The 13884-nt window shown below is 73.5% G+C and carries 17 protein-coding genes; 8 read left to right on the top strand and 9 right to left on the bottom strand.

Annotated elements, in window-relative coordinates:
- Window positions 1-17: 17 nt before the first annotated feature.
- On the bottom strand, window positions 18-614 hold the full coding sequence (locus tag QRN23_RS08315) for a GrpB family protein (protein WP_285063191.1): 597 nt from the start codon (window positions 612-614) through the stop codon (window positions 18-20).
- Between the two features lie 53 nt (window positions 615-667).
- Between QRN23_RS08315 and QRN23_RS08310 the strand changes: the two genes are divergently transcribed.
- Both QRN23_RS08310 and QRN23_RS08305 read left to right on the top strand, forming a co-directional pair.
- Window positions 668-1021 carry an ArsR/SmtB family transcription factor gene (locus QRN23_RS08310; protein WP_056046956.1) on the top strand — a complete coding sequence of 118 codons (354 nt, stop codon included), beginning with the start codon at window positions 668-670 and terminating at the stop codon, window positions 1019-1021.
- A gap of 1 nt (window position 1022) precedes the next feature.
- Window positions 1023-2105 (top strand): cation diffusion facilitator family transporter, encoded by a 1083-nt coding sequence (locus QRN23_RS08305; RefSeq protein ID WP_285063190.1) that lies wholly within the window; start codon window positions 1023-1025, stop codon window positions 2103-2105.
- Here the strand turns inward: QRN23_RS08305 and QRN23_RS08300 are convergent.
- From QRN23_RS08300 to QRN23_RS08290, 3 genes are read right to left on the bottom strand one after another with little or no spacing between them, the layout of a single operon-like run.
- Complete coding sequence (locus tag QRN23_RS08300; protein WP_192124305.1) at window positions 2096-2395, bottom strand: rhodanese-like domain-containing protein; 300 nt, start codon at window positions 2393-2395, stop codon at window positions 2096-2098. The genes QRN23_RS08305 and QRN23_RS08300 overlap by 10 nt on opposite strands.
- A 1-nt stretch (window position 2396) precedes the next feature.
- Window positions 2397-2894, bottom strand: a complete 498-nt coding sequence (locus QRN23_RS08295; RefSeq protein ID WP_043595663.1) for a DUF2231 domain-containing protein — start codon at window positions 2892-2894, stop codon at window positions 2397-2399.
- A gap of 47 nt (window positions 2895-2941) precedes the next feature.
- Complete coding sequence (locus QRN23_RS08290; RefSeq protein ID WP_043595662.1) at window positions 2942-3745, bottom strand: COG4705 family protein; 804 nt, start codon at window positions 3743-3745, stop codon at window positions 2942-2944.
- Window positions 3746-3864: 119 nt separating this feature from the next.
- Between QRN23_RS08290 and QRN23_RS08285 the strand changes: the two genes are divergently transcribed.
- The 6 genes from QRN23_RS08285 (at window position 3865) to QRN23_RS08260 (ending at window position 7920) form a co-directional block, all read left to right on the top strand.
- Complete coding sequence (locus tag QRN23_RS08285; RefSeq protein ID WP_157485389.1) at window positions 3865-4674, top strand: phosphatase PAP2 family protein; 810 nt, start codon at window positions 3865-3867, stop codon at window positions 4672-4674.
- Entirely contained in the window at window positions 4671-5300 is a 630-nt protein-coding gene (locus QRN23_RS08280) for a DedA family protein (RefSeq protein ID WP_056046951.1), read from the top strand. The genes QRN23_RS08285 and QRN23_RS08280 overlap by 4 nt, the downstream gene beginning before the upstream one ends.
- The gene (locus QRN23_RS08275; RefSeq protein WP_056046949.1) at window positions 5287-5958 is read left to right on the top strand and encodes a response regulator transcription factor; all 672 of its coding nucleotides are present in this window, start codon (window positions 5287-5289) and stop codon (window positions 5956-5958) included. Before QRN23_RS08280 ends, QRN23_RS08275 begins: the two co-directional genes overlap by 14 nt.
- A gap of 83 nt (window positions 5959-6041) precedes the next feature.
- A complete protein-coding gene (locus tag QRN23_RS08270) occupies window positions 6042-7061 on the top strand; it encodes a sensor histidine kinase (protein WP_285063188.1) in 1020 nt (339 codons plus the stop codon).
- A gap of 9 nt (window positions 7062-7070) precedes the next feature.
- Window positions 7071-7370, top strand: a complete 300-nt coding sequence (locus tag QRN23_RS08265; protein ID WP_056046945.1) for a DUF1905 domain-containing protein — start codon at window positions 7071-7073, stop codon at window positions 7368-7370.
- Window positions 7371-7452: 82 nt separating this feature from the next.
- Window positions 7453-7920 (top strand): VOC family protein, encoded by a 468-nt coding sequence (locus tag QRN23_RS08260; protein WP_285063186.1) that lies wholly within the window; start codon window positions 7453-7455, stop codon window positions 7918-7920.
- A 109-nt stretch (window positions 7921-8029) separates the two neighbouring features.
- On the opposite strand, the gene QRN23_RS08255 is transcribed toward QRN23_RS08260, so the two are convergent.
- The 5 genes from QRN23_RS08255 to aztB all read right to left on the bottom strand — a co-directional run bounded on the left by QRN23_RS08255 (window position 8030) and on the right by aztB (window position 13872).
- Window positions 8030-9076 (bottom strand): helix-turn-helix transcriptional regulator, encoded by a 1047-nt coding sequence (locus tag QRN23_RS08255; protein WP_285063185.1) that lies wholly within the window; start codon window positions 9074-9076, stop codon window positions 8030-8032.
- Between the two features lie 306 nt (window positions 9077-9382).
- Window positions 9383-10612: a zinc metallochaperone AztD gene (gene aztD, locus QRN23_RS08250; protein WP_285063184.1), complete on the bottom strand. Its 1230-nt coding sequence runs from the start codon at window positions 10610-10612 to the stop codon at window positions 9383-9385.
- Window positions 10613-10641: 29 nt separating this feature from the next.
- Window positions 10642-11634 (bottom strand): zinc ABC transporter substrate-binding protein AztC, encoded by a 993-nt coding sequence (aztC, locus tag QRN23_RS08245; protein WP_285063183.1) that lies wholly within the window; start codon window positions 11632-11634, stop codon window positions 10642-10644.
- A complete protein-coding gene (locus QRN23_RS08240; RefSeq protein WP_123570682.1) occupies window positions 11631-12896 on the bottom strand; it encodes an ABC transporter in 1266 nt (421 codons plus the stop codon). The genes aztC and QRN23_RS08240 overlap by 4 nt, the downstream gene beginning before the upstream one ends.
- Before the next feature lie 76 nt (window positions 12897-12972).
- Entirely contained in the window at window positions 12973-13872 is a 900-nt protein-coding gene (aztB, locus tag QRN23_RS08235) for a zinc ABC transporter permease AztB (protein WP_056046937.1), read from the bottom strand.
- Window positions 13873-13884 lie beyond the last annotated feature (12 nt).

Genomic DNA, 13884 nt, shown 5'->3' with positions numbered 1-13884 from the left:
GGCCGTGCCGGCCCGGGTCAGCCCTCGCGGGCTGCCTCGCGGGCGGCGTCCCGGGCGGCGCGAGCCCGCGCTTTGATGGCCGTGACGACCTCGGTCTTGGCGTCGGCGTAGTCGTTCATGTCGTCCCAGCGGCGGTCGAGCAGGGCCCGCTTGACGCCGGCGTACAGCTCGCGGTCGGCGGCGTCGGTGCGTAGGTGGTCGCGCAGCAGCAGGTACCCGGCGATCGCGTCGGCACCCTGCTCGTAGACGTGCACGTGGACGCTGCGCTCCGGCGTCCGCACGAGTCGGTGCCCCGGCTCGCGCACCCGCAGCTCGTAGCCCGCGGCGAGCAGCGGGTCGAGGTAGTCCTCCTCGGCGGTGATGTCGGGCACCGCGACCACGACGTCGACGATCGGCTTCGCCGCGAGACCGGGCACCGACGTCGAGCCGATGTGCTCGACGTCGACCCCTATGCCCGACGGCGCGAGGGCCTCGACGATGCGGCGTCGGTGCTCGGCGAACGCGGCAGGCCAGCGCTCGTCGTACTCGTGCAACGAGACGTGGACGGCCTCGGCGCCGCCCACGATCTCGGTGGTCGTGACGTCGGGTCGGCGGGGGGTCCGCTTGGTGGGCATCAGGAGATCCTGCCAGACGACGGAACCGGTCGACGTCGTACTAGTATCTGCGCATGCACGTAGATAAGAAGGTTTGCGGACTCGACCCGGATTCCGAGTACGTCGAACTCGCCGTCGAGGTGTTCTCGATGCTCGCCGACGCGACCCGCATCCGCATCATCCTGGCGCTTCGGAACGCCGAAGAGCTGTCGGTGAACCACCTCGCCGACATCGTCGACAAGAGCCCGGCGGCGGTGTCGCAACACCTGGCCAAGCTTCGCCTCGCCCGCATGGTGCAGCCGCGCCGTGAGGGGACGACCGCCTTCTACCGTCTGACCGACGAGCACGCGTCCGCGCTCGTCAGCGACGCCGTGAGGCAGGCAGAGCACGTCGTCGGCAACGCACCGCACCACGCAGGGGGGCAGTGAGGTGGTCGGGTACGGGCACGACCACGACCACGACCGCGAGCACGAGCACGAGCACGAGCACGAGCACGAGCACGGGTACGGGCGCGGGCACGGGCACGGGCACGAGCCCGGGTACGAGCACGGGCACCCGAACGGCCGGGTGAAGGCCTGGCTCTACGACCTGTTCGTCCCGCACACGCACGACTCCGCCGATTCCGTCGACGACGCCCTCGAGGCGTCGACGGCGGGTGTCCGGGCGGTCAAGATCAGCTTGTTCGTCCTGCTCGCGACGACGGTGGTGCAGGCCGTCCTCGTCGTGGCCACCGGGTCGGTCGCCCTGCTGGCCGACACGATCCACAACTTCGCCGACGCGCTGACAGCGGTGCCTCTCTGGATCGCGTTCGTCCTCGGCCGGCGGGTCGCCACCCGCCGTCACACCTTCGGCTTCGGACGCGCCGAGGACCTCGCCGGTCTGTTCATCGTCATCGTCGTGGCCCTCTCGGCCGTGGTCGCCGGGTGGGAGGCGATCGACCGTCTCGTCCACCCGCAGCCCGTCCAGGCGCCCTGGTTGCTCGTCCTGGCCGGCCTCGTCGGTTTCGCCGGCAACGAGGTGGTCGCGATCTACCGCATCCGAGTCGGTCGCCGGATCGGCTCGGCCGCCCTGGTGGCAGACGGGGTGCACGCTCGTCTCGACGGGTTCACATCGCTGTCGGTCGTGCTGGGCGCCGTCGGGGTGCTGCTCGGCTTCCCCCTCGCGGACCCGATCATCGGCCTGCTGATCGCCGTGTCGATCATGGTCCTGCTGTGGGGCACCATGAAGTCCGTCGGGGCCCGCCTGATGGACGCCGTCGACCCCGACCTGCTCGACCGGGCCGAGCACGCACTCGAACACACCGAGGGGGTCGTCGCCGTGCGCGACCTCCGCCTGCGGTGGATCGGCCACCGGCTGACGGGGTCGGCGACCGTCCAGGTCGACACGCACGACCTGGTCGACTCGTTGCGGATCGCCGACCAAGCGGGCCTGCGCGTCCGCGGTGCGCTCCCGAACCTCGACGCCTTCACGATCACCCCGGCGCCGGTCGCCCGGCTCGCCCCTCAGGACTGAACGAGCGGCAGCCCTGCCGCGACCCAGGCCGCGGTGCCGCCGATCACGTCGACGGCGGTGATCCCTCGAGCTGACAGGGCCTCGGCCGCCCGGGCGCTCCGTGCGCCGCTCTGGCAGATCAGGTAGACGGCGGTCTCGTGCGGCATCTCGTCGAGTCGATCCGCCAGTTGCGAGGGGTGGAGGTTGAGCGCCCCGGGGACGTGGCCCTCGGCGAAGCGGTCGGCGGCTCTCACATCGATCACCAGCGGTGTCGTGAGGGCGGCCAACCGGTCGACGGTGATCTGCTCCATCTCAGCCCTCGCTCGAATCCGACCAGACCGCCTTCGCGCCCGAATCGCCGATGCGCACCGTCGTGACGATGCCGCCGATCGCGGCGACGGCGACCGCCACGGTGAGCGCGACCCCGACGATCGTGCGCGTGCCCTTCTTCAGGGTGGGATGCGGTCGCTTGGCGTCCGGGGTCAGCACGTAGTGCTGCCACGCCCACTGCGCCACGGCGGCGACGAACACCGCGATCGCCCAAGGCAACAGCGTGTCGCCGAGCTGCGTGTGCGCCTCGAGCAGGGCGCTGTGCCCGACCCTCGCCTCGAGCGATTCGCCCGACGATGTCGCGAGTGGCACCGCGACGAGCGACAGGAGGGCGACGAGCGGTGTGATGACGCCCAGTCGTCGGCGCAGCCGCGACGACACGGCACCGGCCACGATCAGCAGCGAGGCCGTCGGGAAGGCGACCGTGACGAGGTGAACGATCAGCGGGTGGAGGGGGAGTCCGTTCAGTTGCCAGTCCATGGCGTCTCTCTTCTGGTCGGGTCGGTGCGGGTGGGGTAGGTGAGGGGTCAGGCGTGGCGTGCGGTCGAGACCTCGCGCCGGGCCGACACGGTCATCGCTCCCACCACCCCGGCGATCGCCACGAGGAAGACGAGGCTCGTCGCCGTCGGACCCAGCCCGAGTCCTCCGTCGGACCGGTCTTGCGAGAGGAGGTCGCCGAGGGACGCGCCCAACGGCCGGGTGAGCACGTAGGCCGACCAGAAGGCGACGACCGCGCCGAGGCCGAGGAAACGGTGGGCCAGGGCGACGAGGGCGATGACCCCCGCGAAGACGAACACCGACGGCAGGTACCCGAGGGCGAGCTGCTCGCCCAGGAGGTCGCCGACGGCGGTTCCGAGCGCGAAGGTGACCAGGATGGTCGCCCAGTAGAAGCCTTCCCGGCGACGAGTCGTGATGTCGTGCACCGACAGCGTCCGCTCGACCGAGTACCAGACGCCGAACAGCACGGCGAGCGCGACGGAGAAGACGATGGTCGAGGTCCAGAGGCTCACCCCGAGCGAGTCGGTCAGGGTGTCGGTCAGCAGCGTCCCCACGACGCTGATGAGCACCACCGTGAGCCAGTAGACCCAGGGCACGTACCGCCGCCTCCGCACCTGCAGCACGAGCGCGACGACGAGCAGCGCCGTCATGACCACGCTGGTGACCGTGAGGCCGAGGCCGAGACCGTCGTTCAGGAAGTCGGCGAACGTCTCGCCCACCGTGGTGCAGAGCACCTTGACCACCCAGAAGGCCGTGGTGACCTCGGGGACCTTGTTCAGCAGCGACGCGGGTCGGCGGATCGCCGGCTCGGTGCGTTCGGCTCGTGTCGTCATGGAGGAGACCCTCGCGGGGTCTGTCCCAGAAACCGCCCAGACGCCCGATCGAGGAGGCGCGGGTCGGCTCGAACCCGCCGCTGGGCGGTTTCTGGGAGGGATGCGGCGACCCTCGGACCATGACCGCACTCGACGGAAGGCCCCCGGTGACGTCCCGGGGTGGACGACCCGCGCCTCCTGACCCTCGTCCCGACCGTCGGCCGGTCCGCCGCGACGTCGGGATCGCGGCGGCGGGTGGGGCGGGCGTCGTGGCGGTCGTCCTGGGAGGTCTGCTCATCACGTCGGGCGCCGGGGGAGTGGGGGCGGCCGACCTCGACGTCGTCGAGCGCGTCGGCCGGATGCACTCGCCCCTGCTCGACGGGGCGGCGCTGCTGATCGACCGGCTGCTCGGGCCGCAGCTCGGGGTGGCGCTCGTCCTGCTGTTGGCCGTCGCCGTGGGGGTGACGACCCGGCGGGCAGCGGAGGCGCTGACCGTCGTCGGCGTCTCGGTGCTGCCGTGGGCTGCGGCCGAGACCGTCAAGCTGGTCGTCGGACGCGACCGACCCGACCCGCGCCTCCTCGTCGACCCGCTGCTGGTCGAACCGCACTCGTTCTCGTTCCCCAGCGGCCACACCGCGCTGGCGACCGGCCTCGCCCTGGCGATCGTGCTCGTCGTGAGAGGACGGAACGGACGGCGGGGGTGGCAGCCGGTCGCCGTCGTGGCCGCGCTCGGCGTCGTCCTGGTGGCGGCCTCCCGCGTCTGGATCGGCGTGCACTACCCCACCGACACGATCGCGTCGGTGGTGCTCGGCTGCTCGGTCGTCGCCCTCGCCCTGCCCCTCTGGCGACGGATCGTCGACCGACTCGACCGACTCGACCGACTCGACCGACCTGCCACCACACCACCCGGTGCCCTGACGGCACCCGACACCGAACGGAACGCCCCATGACCCTCTTCGACCCGCAGACGCTGCTCACCGCCCTCGGCCCCTGGGCCCTGGGCGGGCTGTCCCTCATGGTGTTCGTCGAGTCCGGCCTGCTCTTCCCCTTCCTGCCCGGCGACTCCCTGCTCGTCACGGCGGGGCTGCTGCACCAGGGCCTCGGGCTGAGCGTCGCGGTGATCGCCCTCTGCGCCTTCGTGGCCGCCGCGGCGGGTGACCAGGTCGGGTTCTTCCTCGGTCACCGCTTCGGTCGACGGTGGTTCCGGCCCGACGCGCGGGTGCTCAAGACGGCACACCTCGAGCGGGCCGAGGCGTTCTTCGCGCGGCACGGCGGCCCGGCGCTCGTGCTCGGCCGCTTCGTCCCGGTGGTGCGCACGTTCGTGCCGCTCGCGGCCGGGACCAGCGGCTACCCGTACCGCCGCTTCGTCGTGTGGAACCTCGCCGGGGCGTTCCTCTGGGCCGCGGGCATGACCGTGCTCGGCTCGCTCCTCGGCGGCCTGCCGTTCGTCGCCGACCACATCGACCTGCTCGCGATCGCGCTCGTCGCGGTGTCGGTGCTGCCCCTCGTGCTCACCGCTGTGCGACGATCGGCGGGGACACGACGGCGGAAGGAGGCCCTGGGTGACCGATCCTGATCCGCGCCCGCGCCTCCTGCTGGTCGAGGACGACCCCGCGCTGGGGCCGATCGTCGCCGACGTGCTCGCCGAGGCGTGGCGAGTCGACCTCGTCGCCGACGGTCGTCGGGGGCTCGACGCGGCCCGCACCGGCGTCCACGCCGTGCTGGTCGTCGACCGACGCCTGCCCGGACTCGACGGCACCGCGCTCGTCGCGGCCCTGCGTCGCGAACACGTCACCACGCCCGTGCTGATGCTCACCGCGCTCGGCTCGACGGCCGACCGGGTCGAGGGCCTCGACCTCGGAGCCGACGACTACCTCGTGAAGCCGTTCGAGTTCGACGAGCTGTTCGCGCGGCTGCGCGCCCTCACCCGGTCCTTCGCCGCCCACGAGGCGTGGCTCGACGTCGGTGCCGGCCGGTTCTTCCCCGAGAGCCGCATCGTGGTCACGCCGTGGTCGAGCCGGGTGGTGCTGAGCGACCGCGAGGCCGGCCTGCTGGCCGCGCTCGCCGAGCGGCCCGACCACACCTTCGACCGGTCCGAGCTGTTGGCGGCGGTCTTCCCCCGCGGTGAACAGCTCGGCACCGTCGACACCTACGTCAGCTACCTCCGGCGCAAGATCGATCGCGACGTCGTGTTGACCGTGCGCGGGCGCGGTTACCGGATCGGGGCGCTGTGACCGCGCGATCCCGCCGAGCAGCGGGGCGCGGTCGACGTCGCCCCGGCGCCACCCCGAGCGTGCGGCGGCCGGACCCCGACGCGGTGGCGCTCCAGGCGGCGGCTCGGTCGGTCGGTCGTCAGATCGTGCTCGTCTCCGCCGTGGTGGTCGTGGCCGCTCTCACGCTGACGATCGCGTGGGTACTGCACCAGACGGTGCCGACCGAGCGACTCGAGCAGGTCGCGGCGGCGCGGCGCGGCGAGGTCTTCGTGAGCGCCACCGACGTGGTGGCCGGCCTGGTCGTGCTCGGGCTCGCCGGCGTCGTCTTCGCCGGGGTCGTGAGCGTCGTCATCGCGCGGCGGGCCGTCCGACCGCTCGGCGACGCCCTGCGCCTGCAGCGTCGGTTCGTCGCCGACGCGAGCCACGAGTTGCGCACCCCGCTGGCCGTCCTCGACGCGCGCCTCCAGGCCCTCGAACGCGGGATCTCCGGAGGCGCGGTGTCGGCGGACGAGAAGGTCGCGTCGGACGTCGCGCACCTCCGGGACGACTCCCGGGCCCTGATCGACATCGTCGGCGACCTGCTGGAGGCCGCCGGGGGCGAGGACCACCCCGGGGACGTCCTCGGGGCCGTCGGCGTGGACGCCGTGGTGGCCGAGGTCCTCTCGTCCCTGGCCGTGCTGGCCGACCAGCGTGACGTCCGTCTCGAGCTGGTCCCCGGCGGCGAGGAGGCGCGGGTCGCAGTGCCGCGGACGAGCCTGCGACGGTCGGTCCTCGCCCTGGTCGACAACGCCCTCGGCCATGCGCCCGGGGGGTCGGTGGTCGTGACGACCGTCCGGGTCGAGGGCCGGGGCGAGGCGGCGAGCGTGGTGATCACGGTCGCCGACCAGGGGCTCGGCATCATCGGGATCGACCCCGCGCGCGTCTTCGACCGCTTCGCCCGGGCCGAGTCGCCGTCGGGCCAGACCTCGGCCCCGGTGCGTCCGAGCTTCGGCATCGGTCTCGCCCTCGTCCGCGAGATCGCCCACCGCCACGGCGGCGAGGTCCGGGTCGTGACGACGTCGGGCGCGGGCACGACGATCGAGGTCACGCTGCCGCGGGCGTCGGGCCGCATGGGTCGGGAGTAGACAGGCCGGATGGAATTCCACTTCGACGCCGACCTGTGGCGGTGGGAGAGCCGGCGAGCCTTCTACACCTTCGTCAGCCTGCCGCCCGACGTCGAGGACCACGTCCTGATGGTGGCCGGCGACCTGCTGCGCGGCTGGGGTTCCGTCCGCGTGGAGGCGCGGGTCGGCTCGTCGACGTTCACCACGTCGGTCTTCCCCCTCGGCGACGAGAACGCCTACGCCCTGCCCGTGAAGCGGGCCGTGCGCGACGCCGAGGGCCTCGGCGTCGGCGACACCGTGGGCGTCACGGTGCGCCTGCTCGACTTCTGAGCTGCCGCCGAGGTCTTGACGGCCGACACGGGCGGGGCCACGCTGTGCGTCACCACCCGTGGACCGTTCGAAGGAGAACCCCGTGGCCATGATGTTCGTCAACCTGCCCGTGACCGACCTCGACCGGGCGAAGTCGTTCTACGCGGCCCTCGGGTTCACCATCAACCCGCTCTTCACGGACGAGAACGCCGCGTGCGTGATCGTGGAGGAGGACCACAGCGCGTTCATGATCCTCCGGCGTGAGTACTTCCAGACCTTCACCGACCTGCCCATCGGTGATCCCACCACGGCCCCCTCGGTCGCCACCGCCGTCATGCTCGACTCCCGTGACGAGGTCGACACGACGGTCACCGCCGGCCTCGGCGCCGGAGGCACGGAGGCGCGCCCCGCGTCGGACTACGGCTTCATGTACCAGCGCCAGCTGACCGACCCGGACGGCAACATCCTCGAGTTCGGCTGGATGGACCCGGGCGCCGCCGAACAGGGCCCCGAGGCCTACGCCCAGCAGCAGGGTGCGGAGCAGCAGGGGTCCGACCAGCAGGGCGCCTGACGATCGAGTGGGCAGAAAACGTCCTTCGTGCGACCGGGAAGGACGATTTCTGCCCACTCGACCAACCGCCTCCTCGGGGCGGGGCGGGGCGGGGCCGCGCGGGGCGTCGCTAGCGGGCGAGCGTGTCGCGGGGGTACTCGTCGAAGCGCGCGGCGTACGACCCCGCGAACCGGCCGAAGTTGCCGAAGCCCCAGCGTCGGGCGACGTCCGAGACGCGGGTCTCGTTCGGGGCCGCCGCGAGCAGTTCGTCGTGAACGCGGTCGAGGCGCACCTGGCGCAGGTACGCCGCCGGTGACGTGCCGAGGTGTTCCTTCATCGACGTCTGCAGGGTGCGGGTGTGCATGCCCGACGCCTCGGCGATGTCGGCCGGGGTGAGCGGCTCGGCCGCGTGGGCGTGGATGTACTCGACCGCGTGCCGGACGCGGGCGGCCTCCTGTGTGCGCAGGCCGACGGGCACGTCGACGGCGCGCCACGGGAACAGGTCGAGCATGGCCCGGGCGAGGGTGAGCTGGGCCTCGAGTCGGACGAGCGGTGACGCCTGCTCGGCCACGACGGCCGCGGCGCTCGACCCGACGGCGGTCCGCCAGGCTGCGACCGCCTCGGGGCGAGGGGTGACCGCGTAGTCGAACACGACGCGCTGTGACGGTCCGCCGTGGCGTTCTGCGGCGGTCCGTTCGAGGAAGTCGCTGCCGACCTGCACCATGCCGTTCCTCCGCGGGGTCGACTCGAACGAGAAGGCTTCCTCGGCCGGCATGAGGAACGGCGTGGAGCCCTCGCTCGTGAACGTGTGGCCGCGCTGGTGCAGGGTGGTGCGTCCGCTGCGGTTCCACGCGACGATGTACTGCCCCGGGAAGGGGATCTCGCCCTGCATCGGCGCACTGAACGACGAGGTCTGCATGACGAGGCGGTCGTCGCCGGCGAGCACGTACGAGTACTCGAACGGGCTGCCTCCCGACTGGGACCGGAATCGTCGGCCCCGGTAGTGCGTCTCGAGGCGGCGGGTCGCCTCGCGGAGGTCGGTGCCGCCGTCCTGGACGCGCCGGTAGGTCGACCCGCCCCCGTCGTCGCCGCCGCCCGCGAGGTCGACGGGGTGCGCGGAGACCCCGCCGGTGGGGTCCGGTTCTCCGTCGGGCGCGCTGACGTAGAAGCTCGGCATGGGGTCCTCTCGATCCGTGGTCCTGCGGCGCCGCCGTGGGCGGCACACGATGGAGACGTGGCCCGAGGGCGAAACGTCACGAATTCGTCGGACTCTCCCGGTCTTCGGTGCCGCGGGACGCGGGGACGGGGCTCGAGGTGCCCCCAGAGGACGGGTCGGCGACCGGCGGGCGGGCGGGCCGGCGGGGTGGGGCCGGCCGGGTCGGCCGAGCGCGCCGGGCCGGCCGGACGAGCCGTGCGCAGCCCTCGACCACGAAGGAGGCGCGGTGCCCTCGCACCGCGCCTCCTCGTCCCGGGGGTGGTCGCGTCAGTAGGCCGTGGCCACCGCGACCTCGTTGGGCGTGACGTCGAGCTCGCGCGACGACAGCACCTCGCCCGTGGTCAGGTCGACCGCGTGCACGCTGTCCGTCGCCGGCTCGGTGACGTAGCCGACGTCACCCGCGACGACGATCGCGGGGTGGGCGTCCTGCCACTCGGCCGGGCCCTCCCAGGCGCCGATCACGGGCCACGACGCCGTGAGCTCGCCGGTCGCGGGGTCGAGCACGTGCACGGCGCCGTCGGTGCCGATCAGGTACGCGAGGTCGCCCGGGCCGCGGGCGACGCCCCGGAAGGTGTACTCGACGCCCTCGGGCAGGTCGACGACGTCGAGGGTGTCGGCGGCCGTGTCGATCAGGGTGACCGCGTGCAGCAGGTAGCCCTCGGCGTCGGGGTCGTCCTTGTGGTCGCCGACGACGAGCGGGCTGGTCTCGCTGACGTACGCGTTGCCCATGCGGCCGTAGGGCTGCGAGGGCGAGGCGAGCTTGGTGATCGTGCCGTCGTGGTAGACGAGCGCCCCGTCCTCGCAGCCGAGGACGACGGCCTCGTCGGCCGCGGTGCCCTCGCCGTGGACGCCCGGGCACTCGTCGCTCTGTGCGACGACCGCACCGTCGGCGTCGCGCACCTCGATGCCCGTGCGGCCGTCGGAGTCGCCGACCGTCGTGAGGAATGTGCCGTCCTCGAGCACGACCGAGACGCCGTGGTGGGCCTCGACGCCCTCGATCGTCTCGACCGTGGGCAGCTCGCCGTCGGTGACGGCGTCGGTCAGGTCGCCGGACTCGAACACCGTGGTGTCGCTCGTGCCGTCGGCGTAGAGGATCGTCTTGCCGCCGTGCCGGACGACGTGGCCCGCGGTGTCGGCGTCGAACACGAGGTCGGTCAGGGCGGGCTCGGACGAGCTGCCGGCCGCGGTGTCGAGCACCTGGAACCCGCCGCTCGTATTGACCATGACGTGTCGGCCGTCGCCGGCCGGGTTGAGGCGGGTGAACTCCTCGGAGTCGAACGCGCCGACGGTCTCGAGGGTCTCGCCGTCGAGCACGGTGACGCGGCCCTCGGACGAGACGGCGAGGCGGGGGCCGGACGAGGAGGCGCCGGTCGCGTCGGCGCCGCCCGTCGCGTCGGACGCGGAGCCGGGTCCGCCGGTCGAGCAGGCGACGAGGGTCGCGGCGACGCCGAGAGCGAGCAGCGTGCCGCCGGTCCGTCGCAGGTGGGTGGTGCGCATGGGTGTTCCTCTTTCTGGTGGTCGGACGCTCACGGGGAGAGTCCGGTGGCGATGCGCTCGGTGTCGACGCGCATCATGGTCAGGTAGTCGGGGGCGTCGCCGTCGGCCGCGGTGAGCGACTCGGTGAACAGTTCGACGACGTCGACGTGGACGTCCGCCTCGCTCGCCAAGGCCTGCACGAGCCGGTCGGGCGAGGACGACTCGGCGAACACGGTGGGGACGCCCGTCGTCTCGACGGCGTCGACCAGGTCGGCGAGGTCGGACGCCGACGGCGCCGCGAGCGTCGTGCCGCCGGGGATCACGGCCCCGACGACGTCGAAGTCGAACCGGTCGGCGAGGTAGCCGAAGACGTGGTGGTTCGTCACGAGTGCGCGCCGTTCGGCGGGGATCGCGGCGAAGGCGTCGACCATGTCGGCGTCGAGTCGGTCGAGCTCGGCCCGGTAGTCGGTGGTGCGCGCGGTGAGCCCCGCGGCGTCGACGCCGTCGACCTCGGCGAGCACCGGCCCGAGGGCGTCGACGACGTCGAGCATGCGGCCCGGGTCGGTCCAGAAGTGCGGGTCGGGGGTGCCCGCGGCGTCCCCGTCGCGGTAGTCGAGGACGTCGATCGCGTCCGCGGCGACGAACGAGGCCACGCCGGAGTCGACCGCCGCGTCGAGGTGCTGCTGCAGCCCCTCCTCGAGGCCGAGGCCGTTCGAGACGACGAGGTCGGCCGCCCGCATCCGTGCCGCCTGTTGCGCCGAGATCTCGAACGAGTGCGGGTCGGCGTCCGGCTTCATCAGGGTGACGACCTCGGCCTGGTCGCCGACCAGTTCGTCGACGACGTCGCCGAGGATGTTCGTCGACACGAACACGACCGGACGGTCGTCGCCGGCGGGTGCGCAGCCGGTCAGGGCCAGTGCGGCCGCGACGGTGACGGCGGCGGCGCGGACAACAGCGACGCGGACGGCGGCGACGCGGGCGGCGGTGCTGCGGCTGGCGGTGGCGAGCCCGGCCCGGCGGCGGGCCGTCGACGGCGCCCTCATCGACCCGTCTCCGCGACGAAGGCCGGCTCGCCCGCCGTCTCGAAGCTGCGGGCGATCCGCGCGCCGTCGGCGGCGTCGATCTCGTACAGCCGCCCCTCGACCGGGGCCGAGAGGTACGCGCGCTGCTGGTCGGCGATCAGCGTCGGCGTCCGGCCCGCGGCGAGCGAGTCCGCGACGAGCGGAGCGGTCTCGGCGACGACCTGGCCGGTGGTGCCGTCGAGGACGAGCACGCGGCCGTCCCGGGCGAGGGCGAGGAGGCGCTGGTCGGCGTCGTCCACGGCGGTCACCGTGACCAGCGGGGTCGGGGCCGGCAGCAGCGTCCAGGCCCGGGCCCGGGTGTCGAGCAGCCAGACGCCCTCGGAGCCTGCGAGCCCTGCCACGGTGGGTCGCCCCTCCCGGTTGTCGAACGCGGTGGCCGGGGCCGCCGTGCCGCCCGACGACGGGGTCGAGCCGGCCGGGTAGGGGATGCGTTCGACGACGAGCTCGTCGTCGGCGACGGTCGCGAGCAGGGCGCCGTCCGAGCAGCCGACGACCGCCCCGACGCGGGTCGTGATCGTGCCCGAGGCGTCCGGGCAGGCCTCGCGCAGGCCCGTCTCGTCACCGTCGGCGGTGCGTCCGACGAGCGTCGTCGCCTCGCCGCGCCCCTCGGTCACCAGGGCGTACGAGCCCACGGGGACGACCATGCCGGTGCCCGGTTCGCCGTCGAGGCGGAACCGCTCCCGCAGCTCGCCCCGCGACAGCGCCTCGGTGTCGAGCAGCACGGCGTCGCCCGAGCCGGCGAAGTGGACGCCGGTCGAACCCGAGGTCGACAGGTTCGTGGTCGCGACGGTCGCCGCGCCGTCGCCCTCGACGGTGCCGAGGAGGCGCGGGTCGGCCCGGTAGTAGTGGAAGTGGTCCCCGTGGTCCCACGTCCAGACCCCGCTGTCGACGACCTCGAGGCCGCCGGTGGTCTCGGCGAACAGGTACCGCCCGTCGGTCTCCACGGCGGTGGGGGCGTCGACCGACCCGAGCTCGACGACGCCCTCGTCGAGCAGGTCGAGGTGGGCGACCGTGCCCGACGGGTCGATCGTGGTGAGGCCGAGACGGGGCTCGGCGAGTTCCTCGGCGCCCGCGACGGCGCCGTGGCCCTCGCCGCTGGCGCCGGTCTCGTCGGCCGTCGTCCCGGCGGCGGGGTCGCCGCCCGGCGAGGCGTCGGGCGAGCAGGCGGTCAGCCCGAGGGCGAGCGTGCCGAGCAGGCAGGTCGTGAGGAGGGGGGATCGCATGCGGTCCTTCCGGGTGGGCGTGGGGTGGGTCGGGGAGACGGGTGGGGGAGTGCGGACGTGGGGGAGTGCGGGCGGGTCAGGAGGCGGGGGTCGCGACGGGCGCCGTGCCCGTGCGACCCGGGGCGGCGGTGTCGACCCGACGTGCCCGCCGACGGCCGAGCGCGGCGTGGCCGGCCCCCGAGAGGCCGGCGAACGCGATGGCCGTCGCCGCGATCGAGGCGCCGGCGGCCGTCGCGGCGTGCCACGAGACGAGCAGGCCGACGGCGACGGCGAGCACGCCGACGACCGAGGCGAGGACCATCCGCGTGGGCAGGCGCGTCGTCCAGTGGCCCGCGGCGACGGCCGGTGCGAGCAGGAGTCCGACGACGAGCAACGACCCGACGGCCTGGTACGAGGCGACGACGGCGAGCGTGACCAGGCCCACGAGCACGGCCTGGGCCGAGCGCGGACCGAGCCCCAGCACGGCGGCCAGTCGCGGGTCGAGGGCGAGGGCCAGCAGGGGGCGGTGGAAGGCGGCCGCGAGGCCGACGCCGACGATCGTCGCGCCGGCGAGCAGGCCGAGGTCCGCCGTCGTGATCGCGAGGACGTCGCCGAACAGGATCGACGTGGCGTCGGTGGCGAAGCTGCCCGAGTGCGAGATGACGACGACGCCGAGGGCGAGCATCGCGACGAAGAGGAGGCCGATGCTCGTGTCGTACGACAGGCGACCGCGTCGTTGCAGCGCCGCCACGCCGAGGCTCATGACGACGGCGCTGAGCGCCCCGCCAACGAGGACGGGCGCACCGAGCACGGTCGCGAGGGCGACGCCGGGCAGCATGCCGTGCGCGAGCGCCTCGCCGAGGAAGGCCATGCCGCGCACCACGACCCAGGTGCCGACGACGCCGCAGAGGATCGCGACGAGGCCGCCGCCGACGAGGGCGCGCTGGACGAAGTCGAGCGAGAACGGCTCGAGGACGGCGGTGGAGAGGAAGGGCACGAGACATGACCG

Origin of the sequence: Frigoribacterium sp. ME-P-080 (genome assembly GCF_030209595.1) — a bacterium.
Lineage (GTDB): Bacteria > Actinomycetota > Actinomycetes > Actinomycetales > Microbacteriaceae > Frigoribacterium.
The sequence above is the reverse complement of the archived record's forward strand: the minus strand, read 5'-3'. Positions and strand labels throughout refer to the sequence as shown.

Excerpts from the sequence above, each read along its gene's own strand:
- QRN23_RS08300 (WP_192124305.1), bottom strand. The coding sequence starts at position 2,395 with ATGGAGCAGATCACCGTCGACCGGTTGGCCGCCCTCACGACACCGCTG.
- QRN23_RS08315 (WP_285063191.1), bottom strand. The coding sequence starts at position 614 with ATGCCCACCAAGCGGACCCCCCGCCGACCCGACGTCACGACCACCGAG.
- QRN23_RS08280 (WP_056046951.1), top strand. The coding sequence starts at position 4,671 with ATGACCCTCTTCGACCCGCAGACGCTGCTCACCGCCCTCGGCCCCTGG.
- QRN23_RS08240 (WP_123570682.1), bottom strand. The coding sequence starts at position 12,896 with ATGCGATCCCCCCTCCTCACGACCTGCCTGCTCGGCACGCTCGCCCTC.
- QRN23_RS08295 (WP_043595663.1), bottom strand. The coding sequence starts at position 2,894 with ATGGACTGGCAACTGAACGGACTCCCCCTCCACCCGCTGATCGTTCAC.
- QRN23_RS08290 (WP_043595662.1), bottom strand. The coding sequence starts at position 3,745 with ATGACGACACGAGCCGAACGCACCGAGCCGGCGATCCGCCGACCCGCG.
- aztC (WP_285063183.1), bottom strand. The coding sequence starts at position 11,634 with ATGAGGGCGCCGTCGACGGCCCGCCGCCGGGCCGGGCTCGCCACCGCC.
- QRN23_RS08255 (WP_285063185.1), bottom strand. The coding sequence starts at position 9,076 with ATGCCGAGCTTCTACGTCAGCGCGCCCGACGGAGAACCGGACCCCACC.
- aztD (WP_285063184.1), bottom strand. The coding sequence starts at position 10,612 with ATGCGCACCACCCACCTGCGACGGACCGGCGGCACGCTGCTCGCTCTC.
- QRN23_RS08265 (WP_056046945.1), top strand. The coding sequence starts at position 7,071 with ATGGAATTCCACTTCGACGCCGACCTGTGGCGGTGGGAGAGCCGGCGA.
- QRN23_RS08285 (WP_157485389.1), top strand. The coding sequence starts at position 3,865 with ATGACCGCACTCGACGGAAGGCCCCCGGTGACGTCCCGGGGTGGACGA.
- QRN23_RS08310 (WP_056046956.1), top strand. The coding sequence starts at position 668 with ATGCACGTAGATAAGAAGGTTTGCGGACTCGACCCGGATTCCGAGTAC.